Origin of the sequence: Gramella jeungdoensis, from assembly GCF_023805255.1 — a bacterium.
GTDB lineage: Bacteria > Bacteroidota > Bacteroidia > Flavobacteriales > Flavobacteriaceae > Christiangramia > Christiangramia jeungdoensis.
This window is the reverse complement of the sequence record NZ_JAMSCK010000003.1, coordinates 294,693-316,635: the sequence shown is the minus strand read 5'-3', so window position 1 is coordinate 316,635 and position 21,943 is coordinate 294,693. Positions and strand designations below refer to the sequence as shown.

Annotated in this window: 20 protein-coding genes; 11 read left to right on the top strand and 9 right to left on the bottom strand. The window is 40.9% G+C overall.

Going from position 1 to position 21,943, the window contains the following annotated elements; all coding sequences use genetic code 11:
• Positions 1–191 precede the first annotated feature (191 nt).
• Positions 192–2,432, top strand: a complete 2,241-nt coding sequence (locus tag NE848_RS09045) for an inorganic phosphate transporter (RefSeq protein ID WP_252112676.1) — start codon at positions 192–194, stop codon at positions 2,430–2,432.
• A 48-nt stretch (positions 2,433–2,480) separates the two neighbouring features.
• On the opposite strand, the gene NE848_RS09040 is transcribed toward NE848_RS09045, so the two are convergent.
• The gene (locus NE848_RS09040) at positions 2,481–2,936 is read right to left on the bottom strand and encodes a hypothetical protein (RefSeq protein WP_252112674.1); all 456 of its coding nucleotides are present in this window, start codon (positions 2,934–2,936) and stop codon (positions 2,481–2,483) included.
• Complete coding sequence (locus NE848_RS09035) at positions 2,923–3,513, bottom strand: peroxiredoxin family protein (RefSeq protein ID WP_252112672.1); 591 nt, start codon at positions 3,511–3,513, stop codon at positions 2,923–2,925. Before NE848_RS09035 ends, NE848_RS09040 begins: the two co-directional genes overlap by 14 nt.
• A gap of 189 nt (positions 3,514–3,702) precedes the next feature.
• On the opposite strand from NE848_RS09035, the gene NE848_RS09030 reads away from it, so the two are divergent.
• From NE848_RS09030 to pncA, 3 genes are read left to right on the top strand one after another with little or no spacing between them, the layout of a single operon-like run.
• Positions 3,703–4,239 (top strand): macro domain-containing protein, encoded by a 537-nt coding sequence (locus NE848_RS09030; RefSeq protein ID WP_252112670.1) that lies wholly within the window; start codon positions 3,703–3,705, stop codon positions 4,237–4,239.
• Positions 4,240–4,255: 16 nt separating this feature from the next.
• Entirely contained in the window at positions 4,256–5,668 is a 1,413-nt protein-coding gene (locus NE848_RS09025; protein WP_252112668.1) for a nicotinate phosphoribosyltransferase, read from the top strand.
• Positions 5,665–6,276, top strand: a complete 612-nt coding sequence (gene pncA, locus NE848_RS09020) for a bifunctional nicotinamidase/pyrazinamidase (RefSeq protein WP_252112666.1) — start codon at positions 5,665–5,667, stop codon at positions 6,274–6,276. Before NE848_RS09025 ends, pncA begins: the two co-directional genes overlap by 4 nt.
• On the opposite strand, the gene NE848_RS09015 is transcribed toward pncA, so the two are convergent.
• Positions 6,273–7,049 carry a THC0290_0291 family protein gene (locus NE848_RS09015; protein ID WP_252112664.1) on the bottom strand — a complete coding sequence of 259 codons (777 nt, stop codon included), beginning with the start codon at positions 7,047–7,049 and terminating at the stop codon, positions 6,273–6,275. The genes pncA and NE848_RS09015 overlap by 4 nt on opposite strands.
• Positions 7,050–7,250: 201 nt before the next feature.
• Here NE848_RS09015 and gdhA point away from each other — a divergent pair, with 201 nt between their 5' ends.
• The 7 genes from gdhA to NE848_RS08980 all read left to right on the top strand — a co-directional run bounded on the left by gdhA (position 7,251) and on the right by NE848_RS08980 (position 17,078).
• Positions 7,251–8,594, top strand: a complete 1,344-nt coding sequence (gene gdhA, locus NE848_RS09010) for an NADP-specific glutamate dehydrogenase (protein WP_252112662.1) — start codon at positions 7,251–7,253, stop codon at positions 8,592–8,594.
• A gap of 75 nt (positions 8,595–8,669) precedes the next feature.
• Positions 8,670–9,389, top strand: coding sequence for a DNA repair protein RecO (gene recO / locus NE848_RS09005; protein WP_252112660.1), 720 nt, complete (start codon positions 8,670–8,672; stop codon positions 9,387–9,389).
• Positions 9,390–11,789, top strand: a complete 2,400-nt coding sequence (locus NE848_RS09000) for a TonB-dependent receptor (protein WP_252112658.1) — start codon at positions 9,390–9,392, stop codon at positions 11,787–11,789.
• 139 nt (positions 11,790–11,928) lie between these two features.
• Entirely contained in the window at positions 11,929–15,330 is a 3,402-nt protein-coding gene (gene ileS, locus NE848_RS08995) for an isoleucine--tRNA ligase (RefSeq protein ID WP_252112656.1), read from the top strand.
• A 3-nt stretch (positions 15,331–15,333) separates the two neighbouring features.
• Positions 15,334–15,717, top strand: coding sequence for a TraR/DksA family transcriptional regulator (locus tag NE848_RS08990; protein WP_131396991.1), 384 nt, complete (start codon positions 15,334–15,336; stop codon positions 15,715–15,717).
• A 79-nt stretch (positions 15,718–15,796) separates the two neighbouring features.
• On the top strand, positions 15,797–16,417 hold the full coding sequence (locus NE848_RS08985) for a DUF4097 family beta strand repeat-containing protein (protein WP_252112654.1): 621 nt from the start codon (positions 15,797–15,799) through the stop codon (positions 16,415–16,417).
• Positions 16,418–16,460: 43 nt separating this feature from the next.
• Entirely contained in the window at positions 16,461–17,078 is a 618-nt protein-coding gene (locus NE848_RS08980) for a lipoprotein signal peptidase (protein WP_252112652.1), read from the top strand.
• Here NE848_RS08980 and NE848_RS08975 read toward each other — a convergent pair whose 3' ends face one another.
• From NE848_RS08975 to NE848_RS08950, 6 genes are read right to left on the bottom strand one after another with little or no spacing between them, the layout of a single operon-like run.
• The gene (locus tag NE848_RS08975; protein WP_252112650.1) at positions 17,079–17,495 is read right to left on the bottom strand and encodes a response regulator; all 417 of its coding nucleotides are present in this window, start codon (positions 17,493–17,495) and stop codon (positions 17,079–17,081) included.
• 11 nt (positions 17,496–17,506) lie between these two features.
• Entirely contained in the window at positions 17,507–18,961 is a 1,455-nt protein-coding gene (locus NE848_RS08970) for a sensor histidine kinase (protein WP_252112648.1), read from the bottom strand.
• Between the two features lie 56 nt (positions 18,962–19,017).
• Positions 19,018–19,587, bottom strand: coding sequence for a 5-formyltetrahydrofolate cyclo-ligase (locus NE848_RS08965; protein WP_252112646.1), 570 nt, complete (start codon positions 19,585–19,587; stop codon positions 19,018–19,020).
• Positions 19,580–20,569, bottom strand: coding sequence for a succinylglutamate desuccinylase/aspartoacylase family protein (locus NE848_RS08960; RefSeq protein WP_252112644.1), 990 nt, complete (start codon positions 20,567–20,569; stop codon positions 19,580–19,582). Before NE848_RS08960 ends, NE848_RS08965 begins: the two co-directional genes overlap by 8 nt.
• A 3-nt stretch (positions 20,570–20,572) precedes the next feature.
• Complete coding sequence (rimK, locus tag NE848_RS08955; protein ID WP_252112642.1) at positions 20,573–21,445, bottom strand: 30S ribosomal protein S6--L-glutamate ligase; 873 nt, start codon at positions 21,443–21,445, stop codon at positions 20,573–20,575.
• Positions 21,417–21,866 carry an ATP-dependent zinc protease family protein gene (locus NE848_RS08950; protein WP_252113448.1) on the bottom strand — a complete coding sequence of 150 codons (450 nt, stop codon included), beginning with the start codon at positions 21,864–21,866 and terminating at the stop codon, positions 21,417–21,419. The genes rimK and NE848_RS08950 overlap by 29 nt, the downstream gene beginning before the upstream one ends.
• Positions 21,867–21,943: the final 77 nt, after the last annotated feature.

The window sequence follows — 21,943 nt, the reverse complement described above, 5'->3', positions numbered from 1 at the left end:
ATTCTGTAGCATAGTTGAAAGATCTGCATAAAGTAATACGCGGGGAACATATTGATTTGTTTGTTTATTATTCTCTAATTTATTCTATTTTTGGCCTGGAATTAAGAATCCCTCAATAAGAGGTGTTCATTATTAAAAAATCATTCATTAGAGGAGGTTCCGTTTAGGCTGCTCCCAAAAAATAAAAAGGAATGGAAAATATCTATCTTTTAATGTTAGTGGCATTGGTTGTTCTCGCGATCGCCGATCTTGTGGTTGGGGTGAGTAACGATGCTGTAAACTTTCTGAATTCGGCCATAGGATCAAAGGCAATTTCATTTAAAACCATAATGATCGTTGCGAGTTTAGGGATATTCATAGGAGCGGTTTTTTCCAGCGGGATGATGGAGGTCGCCCGGAAGGGAATATTTATGCCGGGGGAATTTTATTTTGATGAGATCATGATCATTTTCATGGCCGTCATGATAACCGATATTTTGCTCCTCGATTTCTTCAATACACTGGGGATGCCAACATCTACAACCGTTTCCATTGTTTTTGAACTGCTTGGTGCTGCTGTGGTGATGGCTCTTATCAAGATAAGCGCGAGTGATACAGGTAGTTTTGCAGATCTTGTGAATTATATAAATACTGAAAAAGCCACGCAGATCATATCAGGGATATTCCTTTCGGTATTTATTGCTTTTACCGTAGGAGCTATTGTACAATGGCTTTCCCGTCTTGTCTTTACCTTTGAGTATGAGAAGAAGATCAAAAATTTCGGTTCCTTTTTTGGGGGATTCTGTTTAACCGCGATCGGGTATTTCATATTTTTTAAAGGTCTTAAAGGGACGCCTTATTACGACAGCTTTAAAGATATTCTTGAAAGCCAGGCGCTTTGGATCATTCTCGGAAGCTTCGTTTTCTGGACGGCATTTTCATATCTTTATATGAAAATATTCAAAAGGAGCATCCTGATCTTCGTGATCGCTATAGGAACTTTTGGTCTGGCCCTGGCATTTTCGGGGAACGACCTTGTAAACTTTATCGGTGTGCCAATGGCAGCTTATCACTCTTTCCTGGCCTGGTCTGCATCCGGGGAGGCGGCTTCAACCTTCTCTATGGAAGTGCTTCAAAGTAAAGTGCCTGCACAGCCTTATTTGCTTTTCATCGCGGGAGGAATAATGGTGCTTACATTATGGTTGTCTAAAAAAGCCCGCAGTGTTGCCGAAACAGAAATCGGCCTCTCAAGACAGGGATACGGATCAGAGAAATTCGATCCTAATATGTTGTCAAGGAGTCTTGTAAAGGGAAGTACCAGTCTTTTTGAAGGAATAAAAGCAATTATTCCGGTAAGGGCAAAGAGAAAGCTGAGCGAAAGCTTTTCAAAGCCTGAAGAAGACTCTTATATGAATTATGAGGATAAGCCAGCTTTTGACATGATCCGTGCTTCGATCAACCTAACAGTGGCCGGGGTACTGATTTCGATCGCTACTTCTTATAAACTACCGCTTTCAACAACCTATGTGACCTTTATGGTGGCGATGGGTACATCTCTGGCTGATCGAGCCTGGGGACGTGAAAGTGCCGTATACAGGGTGGCCGGTGTGCTGAACGTTATTGGAGGCTGGTTCTTCACCGCCTTTAGCGCGTTCACAGCTGCCGGGATATTAACGTATATCATTTTCCTGGGCAAAGGACCTGCAATAGCCATTTTATTATTGGTAGCTATTGGGTTACTGGTAAGAAATTATCTTTCACATAAAAAGAAAGAGGAGGCCAAGACTGTCAAATCTGGTCTTGTAAAATCGGAAAGTAAGACCGTACAGGGTATAATCTATGAAAGTGCCGATAATATTACGAACGTGGTTACAAGGACAAATAAGATATATTCTGATGTATTGGAAGGCCTTGCGCTCCAGGAAAAAAAGAAACTGAAAAAGAGTAAGAAAGGGGTTGATAAACTTGATGCCGAGATTGAGGAATTAAGAGATCATATTTTCTTTTTTATTAAAAAGCTGGATGAAAGGAGCGTGCGGGGAAGCAGTTTCTACATTATCATTCTCGGATATCTTACCGATATCGCCCAAAGCCTTGAATTTATTTCCAAAAAGAGTTACAAGCACGTAAATAACAATCACAAACCTCTTCGTTACAATCAGATAAATGATCTGAAGGAAATTGACAATTCATTAGAAAAAATGCTTGGCGAGATCGAAGAGATATTCAGTACGCGAAAATTTGACAGGATCGAGCATATTCTGGCTTATAAGGAAGGAATCATGAATACCCTTTCTGATAAAATCGAGAAGCAGGTAGCCAGAACCCGTTCTGAGGAGTCAAGCCCAAAGAACACCACCCTTTATTTTAGCCTGTTGATGGAAACCAGAGACCTAGTTAACAGTATTATGAAGTTGATGGAAGAATATAACGAAAGTTACAGGAAAGAATAAAATTTCTTTATAAAGTAAAAAAGGGCGCTACTACAGCGCCTTTTTTTATTAGATAAACTCAACCTCAAAATTAAGTGTTCGGGGATAAAAACATTGTCGTGTGTTACATGCCTGATAGTAGAGTTCCCCGGCCAGTTTATTTACCTGTTTCAGCTTTCCTTCCTTGATTTTAATATAAACCATAATCTCAAAACGATCACTCAATACATTATGTGCTGTGGTGTCTAAAAAAATGGTTTGTTCTCCCATTGAAGAAAATTCATAACCCGTTACTTCGTAAGATGTGTTTCTTCGAAAAGAAACCTGTGTGGGAATAATATTCTCTGGAACACCTGACTCTGCCTGTATATAGTATCCATCCAGTATTTTAAAAGAAAGGCTTATTTCGTAATCGCTTTGAGAAGTTTTTACTTCGGTTTCTTCTTCCTCAAAGTATACAAATTCATCCTGTGAGGCTGAAATAAAGAAGACTAGCGCAAAGAGCAGGAGGCTAAAGTAGTTCATTGAGACGCTTTTTTAATTCTACAAGCTCAGCATCAAAATTTTTGGAGTCAAGTAGTGATATGAACTGGATCCTGCCCTCTTGATCTATTATAAGATTTGAAGCTAGCATAACCTCGTCCCGGGATAGATCAGGGAGTACATCTTTGGGAGCAAAGCTTGCGGCTACTTTTCCTTCGGGGTCCAGCAGAATGGGAAAGCTGAGATTGTGCTTTTCTTTTAGCTGCTTTTTAACCAGATCTCCGGGTTCCTTAACATCGATTATTAGAACCTCTACATTTTTATCTTTATAATCCTGGTAAAGTTTTTCCAGGTGAGGAGCCTCGGCATTGCAAAAAGGGCACCATGTGGTCGCAATATGCAGAACCAGGATTTTACCTTTAAAATCTTCAAGGCTTACCGTTTCATTGTTAAGGCTTTGAAGGGAAAATTCTGGTGCTTTTTTATTGTGAATTGCTTCGGAACTAACCCCAGAACTTTTACTCTCCTGAGCCAGAACCATCTGATTAAAGATGGGAGCTATCAATAGACTAAGAAAGATTAATAAACCGTACCTCCAGAATTTTCTATTCGTCTTCATAATTTCGGGTATTAAAGATTAACAATGACTTCAGTTATCAGCATGGAGGGTAGTTCTGTGAAAAACAGGGTATTATAAAAATAACATTAATTTAAATAATTAGAAAGGCATCGGTTTAAAAAGACTTTGCTACGGCTTTCTGCCGGATTTTGGTTATATTTTAATGTTTAAAATGTTAAGTATTTAGCTATGAAAACTGTACTTCAGAATATTGAGATCGAAGTGGTGAAAGGAGATATCTCTAACCAGCCCGATGTGGATGCTGTAGTCAACGCAGCAAATGCTGAACTGGCGCCTGGCGGGGGAGTTGCCGGAGCTATTCACAGTACGGCGGGCCCTCAGCTTTATGAGGAGTGTAAACCCCTTGCGCCTATTGATCCGGGGGAAGCTGTTATCACTAATGCTTATGGTTTGCCGAACAAGCATGTTATTCATTGTCTGGGTCCGGTGTATGGCCAGGATAAACCTGAAGACCAGTTACTGGCTTCCTGTTACAGGAACAGTCTGAAACTGGCAGAGGAAAACTCTTTGGAATCCATCGGCTTTCCGGGAATCTCAACAGGTATTTTCGGATATCCGAAAGAGCAGGCCGTTGAGGTAGTCTTTAATACTATTTTACCGGAACTTCCAAGAATAAAGCATCTAAAAAGGATTAAATTTATTGTTTTTGGCGATAAGGACCTTCAGTTGTATGAATCAAAACTAAAAGAAATCGCCGTAGGCTAACCAATCTTTCGATTAAATGGAAAAATTCTCTGCTACTTATACAGACCAGTATCAGCTTGCCATGGCGCAGGTATATTTTGAAAAAGGTCATAAAGATCATAAAGCGGTATTCGACTATTTTTTTAGAAAATTGCCCTTTAAAGGTGGCTACGCTGTTTTTTCAGGCCTGGAAGATCTTCTGGAAATAATATCGGGTCTGAGTTTTAGTGAGGAGGACATAGAATACCTGAAAGAAAATGGGTTTAAGAAAGAATTTCTCGAATATCTCAGGAATTTCAGATTCAGTGGAAATATTTTTTCGTGTATGGAAGGTGATTTGGTTTTCCCCACGAGGCCTGTGCTCCAGGTGGAAGCAAATATCATAGAAGCCCAGATCATTGAGACCATCCTGTTGAATATGCTGAACTTTCAGACACTTATAGCTACTAAGGCGAGCCGTATGAGGCTTGTTGCAGGTGATGCCAAACTTCTGGATTTTGGATTACGCAGGGCCCAGGCTACAGGAGGCTATTATGCTACCCGTGCTGCCATGGTAGGTGGATTTGATGGCACCAGCAATGTAGTGGCCGGCCGGGAATTTCAGATCCCTGTTTCGGGGACAATGGCTCACTCCTTTATCCAAAGTTATGATGACGAACTTGAAGCTTTCAGGGATTTCGCTGAAGGCAGGCCAGAAAACTGTGTTTTGCTGGTAGATACTTATGATACCCTTAAAAGTGGTGTTCCCAATGCCATAAAGGTGGCTAAAGAGATGGAAGGTCGCGGACAGAAACTGCTGGCTATAAGACTCGACAGTGGCGACCTTTCATATTTTGCGAAACAAAGCAGGAAGATGCTGGATAAGGCCGGACTGGAATACGTGAAGATAGCAGCTTCTAACCAGCTTGATGAAAATGTGATAAAAAGTTTGCTTGAGCAGCAGGCTCCTATTGATGTATTTGGTGTAGGAACGAACCTTGTGACGGGCGACCCTGATGGTTCACTGGATGGTGTTTATAAACTTGCCTGGTCTAATGGTAAGCCCAGAATAAAGATTTCAGAAAGCATCGTAAAAATAACGCTCCCGCATAAAAAGCAGGTCTTCAGAATCAAGGATAAGAATGGAAAATGTATTGGTGCCGATGCAGTTGGGCTTCGGGATCAGAAACATATAGAGGAGATTTTCCATCCATTCGAACCTTATAAGTCTTTGAAAATTGCTGATTTCGAGCAGGAGCCATTGCTAAAAAAAGTAATGGAAAATGGTAAGATTTTGATAGAGAAAAGGTCTCTCACCGAGATAGCCGATTACAGCCTGAGCCGGCTTTCTGAAATGCCTATAGAATACAAAAGATTTAATAATCCGCATATTTATAAAATAGGTATCAGTACACAACTGAGAGATGAAAGAGAAAAACTGATAAGATCACATAAAAATTCCGTGAAATGAGAACGTTGGTAATTATTGATGCACAGAATGATTTTATGCCGGGAGGTGCTTTGGCCGTGCCGGAGGGAGATAAGATAGTTCCTTTGATTAACGAACTGCAATCCAAATTCGATCTGGTGATCGCCACTCAGGACTGGCACCCGCAGGGACATGCCAGTTTTGCTTCCAGTCATGAGAATGGAAAGGAGTTTGAAGTGATCAAACTGGATGGTCTTGATCAGGTTCTGTGGCCGGACCACTGTGTTCAAAATACGAATGGAGCTGAGTTTCATTCAGGCCTGAAGACCTCAAGAATAGAAGCTATCTTTAGAAAGGGTACCGATCTCAGGATTGATAGTTACAGTGGGTTTTATGATAATGCGCATTTGAAATCGACGGGTCTTGCTGGTTATCTAAAGGAAAAGGATGCGACTGAGCTTTATTTTGTGGGTCTGGCCGCCGATTATTGTGTCTATTTTTCCATTAAGGATGCCCTGGGCGAGGGTTTTGACTGTACACTTATTGAAGATGGAACAAGAGCTTTAAAGGCTGAAGATTTTGAAAAAGCGAGGATCGATATTCTGAGAAAGGGAGGAAAAGTAATTAAATCAGGCGATCTGGAACTTTAGAAATTGAGGTAATAGATATAGCCTACCGTTATCCACAGCACAAAATCGTTGAATTTATTCTGAGCTCCCTGTACTTCCAGACCATCCAGGCGATCGGTATCATAGTAATGAGCTCTGGCTTCCACCATCAGGTCGTTATATCTTCCAAGCCTGTATCTCATTCCGCCACTTCCCACTATGGCAAACGTATGCCCGCTGTCCAGGAATATACCATCTTCAAAAGTTGGAAATAGAACTTTGGGGCTATCCAGAGGCCCAAGATCTGAATAGGCATGAGGATCATAATAAACATAATGAAGACCGAGGCTTATATATGGAGCAAATAGTACAGCGAAGTCCCGAGCTTCCTTTATTCCGAATAAATGATATTCCAGAGCCAGTCCGCCCTGAAAAAGCTGAGTACTTCCATGCATTGCCCTGAGTAACCTTCCGCTCTCACCACCTCCCTGTGCAACTGGGCCAAAGTGATCCAGCTTTGAACGCATATAATCTATCTCACTTCTTATCCTGAAATGCTTGGTGAAGAATAACTTGGTAGGTCTGCAGCTACATTCCGGTTTAAAGGCAAAATTCATATAATGCACCAACCCGACACCAAAACCTTCATTTTCGAGATTATTGCGAATATTCCAGCGCTCGCCATAGTCGGTAAAGAACCCTGCCGGGCCGGTAAGAATCCCGATTTCATGAGAAATATTGAGCTGGGCAGAAGCCTTCCCTGACCAAAGCGCGAGAAACAAACCAATTAATAAGATTGCTCTGGTGTTAATCATGAGAACAGGCTTGGAGTGATAGCAAATATAACAAAATACCTTAACGAAAAATTAAATGGCGCTAGTATAACCGTGCGCTCTAAATATAAAAGTTAATTTTATATCAAATAGAAAAATGAAACCACTAATCGTTAAAGAATATTTATATTTGCCACGTAAAATGGACGTGATTTTTATAATTTAATAACAGCGCCAGTCATTATGGAAAAAAACATCAAAGAATTTCTGGATAAGGTGTCAACCAGAAACCAGAACGAACCGGAATTTATGCAAGCGGTTCATGAAGTTGCCGAAACAGTAATCCCTTTTATAGAAGAAAATAAAAAATACCAGAACAAAATGCTTCTGGAACGAATGGTTGAGCCGGAGAGAGTTGTGATGTTTAGAGTGCCATGGTTAGATGATGAAGGGAACGTTCAGGTGAATCGTGGTTTCCGTATTCAGATGAATTCGGCTATAGGACCTTATAAAGGCGGTTTGCGTTTTCATCCATCAGTAAACTTAAGTATCCTTAAATTCCTTGCTTTTGAGCAGGTATTCAAGAACAGTCTTACAACCCTTCCTATGGGAGGTGGTAAAGGGGGGTCAGACTTTGACCCTAAAGGAAAGTCAGATAATGAAGTGATGAAGTTCTGCCAGAGCTTTATGACCGAGCTTAACCGCCATATTGGTGCCGACTGTGATGTTCCTGCGGGAGATATTGGAGTTGGGAGCCGTGAAATAGGTTATTTATTCGGGCAGTATAAGAGAATCCAGAATGAATTTACCGGTATTTTAACCGGAAAAGGACTTTCGTACGGAGGTTCGCTAATTAGACCAGAAGCCACAGGTTACGGAAATGTATATTTCACCCAGAATATGCTTAAAACAAGAGGTGAAAACATCGAAGGAAAGACGGTTGTGATCTCGGGAGCCGGAAACGTTGCGCAGTATGCTGCTGAAAAAGCAATCGCACTGGGCGCTAAGGTTGTTACCATGTCAGATTCTGGTGGATTCATCCATGACGAAGAAGGTATAGATAATGATAAGCTTCAGTTCATTATGGAATTGAAGAACGAAAAAAGAGGAAGGATCAGCGAATATGTTGATGAATACCCTTCTGCCAAATACCATGAGGGCGAGACTCCATGGGGAATAAAGTGCGATATCGCCCTTCCATGTGCCACTCAGAACGAGTTACAGGAAGAAGATGCAAAAACCCTTATCAACAACGGTTGTATTTGTGTTGGTGAAGGAGCGAATATGCCATGTACGCCTGAAGCGATCGAAGTTTTCCATAAGGAGAAGATCCTTTTCTCACCTGGAAAGGCTTCTAACGCCGGTGGTGTCGCCACTTCAGGATTGGAAATGTCACAAAACTCCATGAGATATAGCTGGACCGCTGAGGATGTGGACAAAAAGTTACATGAGATCATGAACGACATTCATGAGAAATGTGTTGAATATGGTACCCGTGAAGATGGTTATGTAGACTATGTTAAGGGAGCGAATATTGCCGGTTTCGTTAAAGTTGCCGATGCAATGCTTGCCCAGGGTGTTGTATAAGGTATCTTTTCTAAAAATAAATGAAGCCGCCGTAAAAAGCGGCTTTTTTTATAAATTCACACCAAATTTTCCTGAATGCTAGTTCGTACCCAGGCGATTGTAATAAGCGCGTTAAAATATGGTGAAGCCGATCTTATTGTAAAAGCTTATACCCTGAGTGACGGGCTTAAAACCTATATGCTTAAAGGGGTACTGAAATCGAAAAAAGGAAAATTTAAAGCATCGATGTTCCAAAGCCTTACCAGGCTCGAGATTATAGCCAATCACCGGGGTGGTGGTAAGATGGAATATCTCAAAGAAGCTAAAGTAACAACTAGCTATCAGAGCATTTATACCCATCCCATAAAAATGACGATGGCCATCTTTCTGGCAGAGATGCTTAAGAATACCATCAAAGAAGAGGAAGGCAATCCGGCACTTTTCAATTACCTTGAATATAGTTTTGAATTCCTGGATGCAGCCGATAAGATCGCTAATTTTCATTTGCTTTTTTTACTTAATCTAACACGATATCTGGGCTTTCAGCCTGAAGTAGAAAATAAGAACATGCCGGTCTTTAACCTACTGGATGGAGTATTTCAGGAAATCCCTACAAATGATTATTGCATTGAGGGAAAGAATGTAGAATTTCTCAAAAAGCTGTTAGGCACCGATTTTGATGCCATGCAGCAAATAAAAATGAATCAGACCTCCAGGAATGAGTTTCTAAATATGCTATTGTTGTATTATGAATTGCATATTGAAGGCTTTCACAAACCCAGGTCTCTAAGTGTATTAAACGAAATATTCGGTTAGATGCGATTTAAATTACTTACTCTCTTTTTATTTGTTTTTTCAGTTTCTCAGGCACAGGAAATTATGGTCCTGGATGCCAATACAGGTGAACCTGTGGCGAATGTGGCGATCTATAATAAAGACAAATCTAAATCTCAAATCACTAATACATTAGGAAAAGCCGATATTTCAGAATTTACCGATACCGAGGTTATCATCTTTAAATCGGTTGCCTATGAGGAGACATACAGGAGAAAAAGGGAGATCCTTAGCAATAATAATATTGTTCTTTTAGAGTCAACTGAAAATCAGCTGGATCAGGTGACAATTTCTGTTGCCAGGTTCCAACTTAATAAGGATGAGATTCCGCAAAAGATCGTGAGTATCTCACCTGATGATGTTCAGTTGACCAGCCCTCAGACCTCTGCCGATTTACTGGAAAGTACCGGCCAGGTTTATGTACAGAAAAGTCAGCTTGGCGGAGGGAGTCCAATGATTCGTGGTTTTGCGACCAACAGGTTGTTACTTACTGTAGACGGTGTGAGAATGAACTCAGCTATTTTCCGAAGCGGAAATCTTCAGAATGTGATCTCCATAGATCCTATGATTATTGAAAGTACCGAGGTAATTCTTGGGCCTGGTTCTGTGGTATATGGAAGTGATGCGATTGGCGGGGTGATGAATTTCTTTACTCTTAAGCCAAAATTCAGCTTTAATGAAGCGACCTCTTTTTCCGGGAATATCTACACGAGGTTTGCTACCGCCAATAATGAAAATACGGTCCATGCCGATGTAAATGTAGGCAGGGAGAACTGGGCCTTCAGGACCGGAGTGACCTATTCAGACTTTGGAGATCTTAAAATGGGAGAGCATGGCCCCGACGATTATCTGCGGCCAGATTATGCGGTGCGTCGTGATGGGGAGGATATCATGGTTGAAAATGAGGATCCACTGGTGCAAAAGCCAACAGGTTATGATCAGATCAACCTCTTGCAAAAGATAAAATATATGCCATCAAAGGACTGGGATCTGAATCTCGGATTGATATATTCAAATACATCAGATTTTCCGAGATACGACAGGCTTTACAGAAAGAGGGATGGGGTGCTTAGGGCTGCCGAGTGGTACTATGGCCCGCAAACCTGGTTTTTAGGTGATCTGAAAGTCAATCACCGCAGTGATTCTGAGTTTTATGATAAGCTGCAGTTTACAGGGGCATACCAGTTTTTTGCAGAAAGCAGGAATGACCGGAATTTTGGAGATCCTGTCCTGTTTACAACAGAAGAAAATGTAGATGCCTATTCAACAAACCTTGATTTTGAAAAGGATTTTTCTCAGAGCCGTTTGTTCTATGGGATTGAATATGTACTTAACAATATAGATTCAAAAGGAAGTTTTCGAAATATTGAAACAGCTGAGACCGGCGAGACGGCCAGCAGATATCCCGATGGTTCAAAATGGCAGTCAATGGCGATATATTCCAGTTATCAATGGAAACTCAGGGAGGACCTTTCGCTTCAATCGGGTATAAGATATAACCACATTCTGGTAAATGCTGCTTTTGATGAGCGTTTATATGATTTCCCTTTTGATAAGGCCGATATAAGTACAGGAGCTTTAACAGGAAGTTTTGGCCTTAACTGGAGACAGAATGATTTTGTAGGATGGCGACTGGGACTTTCAACAGCCTTTCGCGCTCCAAATATTGATGATATAGGTAAAATCTTTGATTCTGAACCCGGTTCGGTTGTAGTTCCTAATCCCGGTCTTAAACCGGAATACGCCTATAATGCAGAGTTGGGTACAGATCTGAACATTTCTGACAATATCAGGCTGGATCTAACCGGATATTATACTTATCTGGATGACGCCATGGTGCGTCGTGACTTTAATCTCAATGGAGTCACAGAGATAGATTATCAGGGAGAGCCCAGCCGGGTGCAGGCCATTCAGAATGCGGCAAATGCCTATGTATATGGGATCGAAGCAGGGATGGAAGTGGATTTTTCAGTGGCGCTAAGGTTGAAATCCCAGTTCAGTTATACAGAAGGAAAGGAAAATGAGGGTGGAGATTATATTCCTTTAAGACATGCGGCTCCAATGTTTGGGAATACACATCTTATCTGGAACAAAAGAAGATTAAAACTGGATCTTTTTGCTGAATATAACGGGCAGTTCGATTTTGAAGACCTTGCCCCCGGGGAGCAGGGTAAGCCTTATCTTTATGCGAAAGATGAGAACGGAAATCCTTATTCACCTTCCTGGTACACGGTGAATCTCACAGGGCAATATGAGGTTAGTTCCAACTGGCTTGCGACCGTTGCAATAGAGAATATTACCGATCAGCGTTACCGTACCTATTCATCAGGAATTGCGGCGGCAGGAAGGAATCTGATCATTGCTTTATCCTATACTTTTTAAGTTTCTTTTAACAGAAGAAGTTAAGCTTCAATATTTTATGTTTTCTCATAAGAATTAATTCATGTGTATTTTAACCTTGATTGATACCTTCTTTTGTTAAAAATCATTATTTTCGCAAATCATTTGAAAAAAGGAGAAAATGAGCAGAAAATTCCCTGAATATAAAGGTCTTGACCTGCCTAAGGTGGCAGAGGAAATCCTAAACTATTGGGAAGAGAATGATATTTTTGAAAAAAGTGTGACCACACGTGAGGGAAAAGAGCCTTTTGTGTTCTTTGAAGGCCCGCCATCAGCAAATGGTTTGCCGGGTATCCATCACGTAATGGCGCGTGCTATAAAGGATATTTTTTGCCGCTACAAAACCCAGAAAGGTTTCCAAGTTAAGCGTAAAGCTGGATGGGATACTCATGGCCTGCCTGTAGAACTGGGTGTTGAGAAGGAGCTGGGTATCACCAAGGAGGATATAGGAACCAAGATAAGCATCGAGAAATATAACGAAGCCTGTAAAAATGCGGTGATGCGTTATACCGATGTATGGAATGATCTTACCCGTAAAATGGGTTACTGGGTAGATATGGATGATCCCTATATCACCTACAAGTCAAAATATATGGAGACTGTATGGTGGCTGCTTTCTGAGATCTATAAAAAAGATCTTATCTATAAGGGCTACACCATTCAGCCATACTCTCCGAAAGCTGGAACCGGTTTGAGCTCTCATGAGCTTAACCAACCCGGAACCTATCAGGATGTGACCGATACAACGGTTACTGCTATGTTCAAAGTAAAGGAAGAAACACTTCCTGAATTTCTGAAGGACGCTGAAAATTTATTTTTTATCGCATGGACCACAACTCCATGGACGCTTCCTTCAAATACCGCATTAACAGTAGGGCCAAAGATCGATTATGTGACGGTTAAGACATATAATCAGTATACTTTTGAGCCAATTACAATTATAGTTGCTAAAGAACTCGCCGCAAAGCAGTTCGATAAAAAGTTCAGAAAAGCAGAATCTGAAGAAGATCTGAACTCTTATTCGGAAGGTGATAAAAAGATCCCTTATCTGATTGGAGAAAGTTTTAAAGGAGCAGACATCGTTGGGGTGAAATATGAGCAGGTATTGCCATATGCACAGCCTAATGATAATCCCGAGAATGCCTTCAGGATAATTTCTGGGGATTTCGTAACTACCGAAGATGGTACCGGGATAGTACATACAGCACCTACTTTTGGTGCGGACGATGCCATGGTGGCCAAGCAGGCCACTCCAGAGGTTCCGCCGATGCTTGTAAAAGATGAGAATGGAAACCTTGTGCCGCTGGTAGATCTTCAGGGAAGGTTCAGACCTGAAATGGGTGAGCATGCAGGGAAGTATGTGAAGAATGAATATTATGATGAAGGTGAGGCACCGGAAAAATCGGTGGATGTTGAGCTTGCAATAAAACTGAAAGAAGAGAATAGGGCCTTTAAGGTTGAAAAATATGTTCACAGTTATCCAAACTGCTGGAGAACCGATAAGCCTATTTTATATTATCCGCTTGATTCATGGTTCATTAAAGTGACCGAGTTCAAAGACAGGATGTACGAGCTAAACCAGAGTATCAACTGGAAACCAAGGTCTACCGGTGAAGGTCGTTTTGGGAACTGGCTTGCAAATGCCAATGACTGGAACCTGAGCCGTAGCCGGTACTGGGGAATTCCGTTACCTATCTGGAGAACCGAAGATGGAACCGAAGTCAAGGTGATGGGTTCTGTAGCCGAGCTGAAAGCAGAAATGAAAAAGGCTGTTGAAGCCGGATTTATGGATAAGGATATCTTCGAAGATTTTGATCCCGAAGTTATGAGTGAAGAGAACTATGATAAAGTAGATCTTCATAAGAATGTGGTAGATGGTATTACCCTGGTTTCAGATTCTGGAAAACCAATGAAGCGTGAGGCTGATCTTATCGATGTTTGGTTCGATTCAGGATCCATGCCTTATGCGCAATGGCACTACCCATTTGAGAACAAAGATAAGGTAGAGAATAAGTGGCGTAAGGCCGATTTTATTGCTGAAGGAGTTGACCAGACCCGTGGATGGTTCTATACCCTGCACGCAATTGCTACCATGATCTTTGATGATGTTGCTTATAAGAATGTAGTGTCAAACGGACTTGTGCTGGACAAGAACGGTCAGAAAATGTCCAAGCGTTTGGGTAACGCGGTAGATCCGTTTGAAACACTTGCGGTTTATGGGCCCGATGCTACCCGTTGGTATATGATCTCCAATGCAAATCCGTGGGATAACCTGAAGTTTGATATTGAGGGGATTGGAGAGGTGCAAAGAAAATTCTTCGGAACACTTTATAATACTTATTCATTCTTTACACTCTACGCGAATATTGATGGATTTACTTATTCTGAAAAGGACGTAGCTCTTGAAGAACGACCTGAAATTGACCGATGGATCCTTTCAGAATTGCATACGCTTATAGAAAAAGTAGATAAGTTCTATGCAGATTATGAGCCTACCAGGGCTACCAGGGCGATTTCTGAATTTGTTCAGGAAAACCTTAGTAACTGGTTCGTAAGGCTGAGCAGAAGGCGTTTCTGGAAAGGAGATTATGAGCAGGATAAGATCTCTGCCTATCAAACTCTTTATACCTGTCTTGAGACTGTCGCAAAACTTGGCGCGCCTATTGCACCATTCTATATGGACAGGTTGTTCATAGACCTCAATGCCGCGACAGGGAAAGACAAATCAGAATCAGTGCATACCGCTGATTTCCCGGTTTATGAACCAGGATTTGTTGATAAATCCCTGGAACGCAAAATGGAAAAAGCACAGACAATCTCATCCCTTGTTCTATCTTTAAGGAAAAAGGAGATGATCAAAGTGCGTCAGCCGTTGCGAAGAGTAATGATTCCGGTACTTGATGAAGAGCAAAAGAAAGAGGTTCAGGCAGTTGAGGATTTGATTAAATCCGAAGTAAATGTTAAAGAAATTGAGCTGATCGATGATGCTTCAGGGCTTCTTAAAAAGCAAATAAAACCGAATTTCAGGGTTCTTGGTCCGAGATTTGGTAAAGATATAAAACTGATTATCAGTAAGATAAACAAATTTGGTCCTGAAGAGATTTCAAAAATTGAAAGGGAAGGCTCTATTGAAGTGGAAATTAACAAAAATTTAGTTAATTTGTCATTAGATGAAGTTGAGATAACTTCACAAGATATTGAAGGTTGGTTAGTTGCCAGCAGTGGTAATTTAACAGTAGCCCTGGACGTTAGTATTAGTCCGGAGTTGAAGAAGGAAGGTGTTGCCAGGGAACTGGTTAACAGGATCCAGAACCTCCGAAAGGATTCGGGCTACGAGGTGACTGATACGATAGATGTGACCCTACAAAAAGATGGTATTGTCGAGGATGCCGTTAACGATAATATAACCTATATTAAGAACGAAACATTAACTGCGAAACTCGAATTTGCAGAAGTGGTAGATGAAGGCGCTGAAGTAGAATTTGATGATATTGCCACTAAATTGTTTATTAAAAAACATTAAGCTATGTCTACAGAAGTAAAAGAACGTTACAGTGATGCGGATCTGGCGGAGTTCAAAGCTCTGATCAAAAAGAAGATTGAAAAAGCACAGGAACAACTGGAGATCTACAAGAATGCTTATAAGAATGACGGTAACAATGGTACCGATGATACTTCTCCTACCTTCAAGGCTTTTGAAGAGGGAAGTGAAACTATGAGCAAGGAAGCTAATTCTCAGTTGGCGATCCGTCAGGAGAAATTCATCAGGGACCTTAAGAATGCCTTGATGCGAATCGAAAACAAAACATATGGTGTTTGTAGGGTGACCGGAAAGCTTATAGCCAAAGAAAGGCTTCTTCTGGTTCCGCATGCTACCTTGAGCATCGAGGCTAAGAATATGCAACGATAAACTTTACTTTATAATATATAAATTTAAAACGCCCCTCCATTATTTGGAACAGGGCGTTTTTTCTTTTTAGTGATGTGTTTTGAATAGGATTTGTATCTTTTTGCTGGTGTTGATGATTTCCTGTCCACTAATAGCTCAAAGGGATACGAAAGAGCTGATCGATGCACAGAAAATCCGGACTATTCGTATTGATACCGATGAGGTTTTCAGGATACGGATATCTACCACAAATAAACCTACTATCTCTATCCAAACCCATTCTGAAGGTGAGTATTATGATGAAATAATACTGGATACCTCGATCCGGGATGGCGAGTTCAGGCTTTCCACACGTTACCCCGAGATTCTTACCGGCGGCTACGATAAGCTTAGTGCACATAAGGTGTTTTCCCTGGAGATTCAACTGGAAGTTCCCATAGGTATGGAGATAATTATCAATTCAAACCTTGCCTCGGTGATCGCGCATGGAGATTATAAATCTGTTTACGCCGATCTTAAACAGGGCTACTGCCATCTATTGGCATTTTCTGGGTCGGCTGTGATCAATACTTACAGTGGGGATATCCTGGTGGAAACGGCTTCAGGAATGATCGAAGCAAACACGAGAAATGGGAAGCTTAAAATCCCTCAATTTCTGCCCGGCAGGAACCCTTTAAGGCTTACGAGTATAGATGGGGATATTCAGGTGCGTAAAAACTAAATAATATTAGTATTTTTGAGCCGTTTTCAACAAAAAAAATTCCATGTCCCTTAAAAAAGCCGGAATCATCATTATTCTGATCCTTCTTATAGATCAGATTTCCAAGATCTATATAAAAACCAATTTTGCTTTAGGTGATGAAGTAAGAGTCTTTGAATGGTTCAGAATCCTTTTCGTGGAAAATGAAGGTATGGCCTGGGGTACTAAGATTCCTGGTGAATATGGAAAACTGGCGCTTACGCTTTTCCGCCTTGGAGCTATTGTTGGTATAGGTTACTGGCTCTGGGATTCGGTGAGAAAAGGGGGGTCCAGGATCCTGATAGTTGCTATAGCCATGATCTTTGCAGGTGCTTTTGGAAATATCATCGATTCTGTTTTTTACGGGATCATCTTTGACGACAGTTACGGCCAGATAGCGAGCTTTTTGCCGGCTGACGGCGGGTATAGTTCTTTATTTCACGGGAAGGTGGTAGACATGCTCTATTTTCCTTTATGGAAGGGATATTTACCTGAGTGGATACCATTCTGGGGTGGAAAGTATTTTACTTTCTTTGAACCTGTTTTTAATATTGCTGATTCTGCAATAAGTGTTGGTGTGGCAATATTGCTTCTTTTCAATAAAAAAGCTTTTCCTAAGGCTAAGGAAGAAGGAGCGGAATAATTAAGCGGCAGTTTTCTCGAATATCTTCTCGAACTTTTTCAGCTCAATAGGCTTGATAAGATAATCGGTCACGAGATTGAAAGAACGTGCCCTCTCAAGATCACGTGGGTCTATGGAAGAACTTACCACGTATAAAGTGATCTTTTTATTCAGCTGATTCTTGATTTTGATGAATTCGTTCAAAAATTCCCATCCGTCCATTACAGGCATATTCAGATCCAGAAAGATGATATCAGGAAGTTTGTCTTCATCGGTGACATTTTCCATGATCTCCTTAAAATAGTCCAGTGCTTCTTTACCGTTCTTGTAAATAAGTAAATTCTCGGAAAGCTTTTTAATTTCGATGATTTTCTTAACTAAGTTCACGTATATCTTATCATCATCAATGATACACGCTAGCTCTACTTTTTGCCCCATATCAAATAGATCTAGAATTGTATTTTAAAAGTAGTCCCTATATCCAGGGTACTACTCACAGATATGGTCCCTCCAAGGGCTTCTACCTGGTTCTTTGTAATAAATAAACCAATTCCTTTTGCTTCCGGATTGTTATGATGAAAAGATTTATACATTCCAAACATCTTGTCACCATACTCATCCAGATCTATTCCCATCCCGTTGTCGCTAACTTCAAGATACTCCTTGTCATTCTCAACATAGGTCTGAATAAAAATAACTGGTTTACGTCCCGGTTGCCTGTACCGGATTGCATTCGTGATTAAATTTAATAAAATACTTTCAAGATATTCAGGGATATACCGAATTTCTTTTAAATCCTGAAATTCGGCGACGATTTTTGCATTTTCTCGATTAATAAGGGAGGAAATTGATGCCAGAACCACTTCCATGGCATCTTCAAACCTGATCCAAACTCTTTCTTTCTTCAATGAAGTTTGGATGCTTACAATGTCGTTTAATCTTGAAATTGCCGAATCCAGATTGCCGGCCACATCTTCCACATTTGCCAGAAGATCCAGTTTATCCTTATCGCTTTTGGATTCCCTGAGTAGTTCAACGATTAGACTTAGGTTACTACTGTGTGATCTTAAATGGTGGGATACTATATGTGCAAAATTAAAGAGTCTTGAATTCTGAGTCGCGATAATATCCAGTGAATTCTGCAGATTAAGTTCATTATTCTTATTCTCATCAATATTCTGTAGAACCCCTCTAATCCCTATTACTTCCTGCTCTTCATTATAAACTGGTTTTCCAGTGAGCCTCACCCAGAATTCACGATTCTGAAAGGATACCATTTTAAGCTCCAGTTTAAAAGGGATGCCATAATTCTCACATTTATCAAAGGCATTTCGCATCCGGTTATGATGCTCCTTGGCATAGAATTTCATCCGGTCTTCATAGGCAGGCTGAAAATCTCTCGGGCAATCAACGATTTTCCGGGAAACATCATCCCAGTAAATGTGCTTGTTCACTGTATCTATATACCAGCCCCCGGTAGATGTCATTTCTGCCGTTTCCCGATAATAGAAGAAATTTTCCTCAATGGTATACTGGTCCCGCTTGCTTTGGTGAATATTCACGAAAAGAAGCACAGCTGTTTCGCGTAGATTCTGTCCCTTATTTTTAAGATTCTTGCATTCGAACCAGCGATATTTCCCGTTTTCCAGCTTTAATTTTATTTCGAAACTGAAAGCCTCATTTTCCTTGATAAGCTGTTCAAAATGAATTCGGAAATCGTACCTATAGTCGGGGTGAAGGATGTGATTTATGAAAAACTCAAAGCGATCTTCGCGTATCTCAGGGTTCCCAACAAGAGAGTTGAAGTGCTCAGACCAGGTTATCTCCTTTGAAAACAGGTTAATTTTCCAGTAGGCGATATCAAAATCTTCCAGAATGCTATTTAACTGTAGGTCGCTGAGCATCAAAGTGATTTGTCAGGTTAAAAATAACGCAATAGTCTCATCATTACAAAAATTATTTAATGATGAAATTCATAAATCTTATCGGGTGTGACACAGTAATTTAAAGGTACGTCACTACTAAATACCTCTTTTATTTCTTCAACGGGCTTAAAAAAGGAAAGGCCTATTTTAACAAGATCGGGCCTGCAGCTAGCTAAAAACCGGTCATAAAATCCTTTTCCGTATCCTACTCTATGGCCCTTTTCATCGAAAGCCAGCAGGGGAATGAATACTACTTCAATTTTCTCTGTGGAGATCTCGATCCCTTCCTGCGGTTCGGGGATGTTCCATCTGCTTTTCTTTATTACGGTTTGATCTGTAAGTAAGTAATTTACAAGATTCCCTGTTTTATTATCGGCTCTCGGGATCACTACTTCTTTATCTTTTCCCTGCAGAATATGCAGCAGAAATTCGGTATCTACCTCTTTCTGCTCAGCGATGCTCAAAAATATATGATAGAACCTGTAGTCCCATACGGGTAGTTCCAGCGATCGGTTTGCGATCTCAAGGCTCATTCTTTCAATATCTGCCTCGCTTAATTCAGTTCTTAGCTTCTTGTATTTTTTCCTGATCTCACTCTTATGCATGCTCCTCGGTTTTTGGTTGCATAGAAATATGAAAAATCGCATCTCCCTGGTACACGATTGGAGATTCGTTCACATTGATCACATAACCTTCGCTGGTTGACTTTATCTTATGCCTGAATTTTCCGTAAGGGTCAGTAATGGTGGCGATGTATTCTCCTTTTTCTACATGTTTTCCACAGGGAACTTTCACATGTAAAAGTCCGCTATACTTTGCCCGAAGCCATGAACTGTTTTCTATTAGCACTGTATCCATTTTTACATCCGGATAATCGAATTTCGCATTCAGCATTTCTAGGTGACTAAGAATTCTCATAACACCTTCCACACCGTATTTGGCAATATCCTTATTGCTGTCAAGGGATTTTCCTCCTTCAAAAAGAAGAACGGGAATTCCCAGTTTTGAACAGGTTTCTCTAAAAGATTTGGTAATGGTTTTGGAATGAATGGTGAAAGGAGCGTTGAAAATGCGGGCATATTTAATGCTTTGTTTATCTCCTTTTTTGACCCTAATCTGTGGAGCATTGAATCGAGCGGCTCCTCCTGTATGGAAATCCAGGCAAAAATCGGCTATGGGCAATATTTTCTTTACGAACTGATAGGCAAAGCGACTTGCCAGCGAGCCATGTTTAGTTCCTGGAAAAACGCGATTGAGATCCCTTCCGTCAGGAAATTCCCTTGACATATTTAAAAACCCAAATATATTCACGATGGGAATGCAGATAACAGTGCCTATTTGAGGTTTATTGATTCCTTTGGAAATGATCTGCCTAACAATCTCTACCCCGTTGATCTCATCCCCATGAATTCCTGCTGTAAGAAGAACTACAGGACCCGGTTTTTTGGAGCGTTCTATGATCACGGGTACTTCCACCGAAGTGGTGGTATAGAGCTTGGCCATGTTGAAATTGATAGTAGCTCCCTTTCCCGGAAGTACTTTTTCTCCTAAGATCTCAAGAACGTTGTTCTTGTCTATACGAGGCATATATTATACGTTTCTTTCGATGTATCTTATAATGGTTTTGGCGATATCCTTCCCGGTGGCTTCTTCAATTCCTTCAAGTCCCGGTGAACTGTTCACTTCCAGAATTAAGGGTCCTCGGCTACTTTGAAGCATATCTACACCCGCAACTCCAAGCGCCATGGCTTTAGCGGCTTTTATGGCTGCGTTTTCCTCATCATCGGTAAGCTGGATCACAGAAGCTGATCCTCCACGGTGCAGATTAGACCTGAATTCTCCCTCTTTTCCCTGTCTTTTCATTGCCCCAACAACATGTCCGTCCACCACAAACGCACGAATATCAGCTCCGCCAGCTTCCTTAATAAACTCCTGCACGATTACCCGTGCCTGTAGTCCGTTAAATGCTTCGATAACCGATTCGGCTGCATTCTGTGTTTCGGCCAGAACAACCCCAAGGCCCTGGGTGCCTTCCAGAAGCTTAATAATTACAGGAGCTCCGCCTACATGTTCAATTATTTCCTTGACGTCTTTGGAATAATTGGTGAAAACCGTTTTAGGAAGGCCAAGTCTTGCCCGGGATAGGATCTGTAAACTCCTTAACTTATCCCGGCTTCTTACCAGTGCCTGCGATTCTGTTGTGGTAAAGGTTCCCATCATCTCGAACTGCCGCACCACGGCGGTTCCATAAAAAGTAATGGAGGCTCCAATCCTGGGGATTACAGCGTCGGTATCTTCCAAGAAATGGCCTTTATAATAAATACAGGGGTTTTTTTTCTCAATAATAAGATCGCACTTTATTGGATCTATCACTTCAACTTCATGATTTCTTTTCTTCGCAGCTTCCACCAGTCGGCTGGTAGAGTAAAGCCTGCTATTTCTTGATAGAATTCTTATCTTCATTTATCTTCTGATTATAGGATACGTCGATTAATTCGGTATCCACTATAAATTTTTTGGTTAAAAATTTTCTGCCTAACAACACAGGATATCTCATTTCCTGCCGGTCTGATAGTGAAAGTGAGATTTTAAAGGTTTTGCCAAATAAGCGGATGTTTGACTGAACCTGATATCTCTTCTGGATTATACCATTACTACTTCTAACAAATACAATATCGTAGTCTTCGAAAACGAATTCCTGTCCATCATATAAAGGATGTTCCTCATCAAGGAACCTACAATGGATCTCGTTGTCTTTTTCGATTATGTTTTCGCAATGAATTGATGAAGTGTAAGCGCCGGTATCGATCTTTACGGCGATATCGTTAAGGTTTAAGGCAGGGAAATCTGCCTTGTCGAACCTGCCAATCACGATCTTCTCCATATTGCAATATACTAAAAACCATAAAAAGTTAAGCCGGTACAAAGTAAAGCAAAGATTATGCATTTAATCAAAAGCTT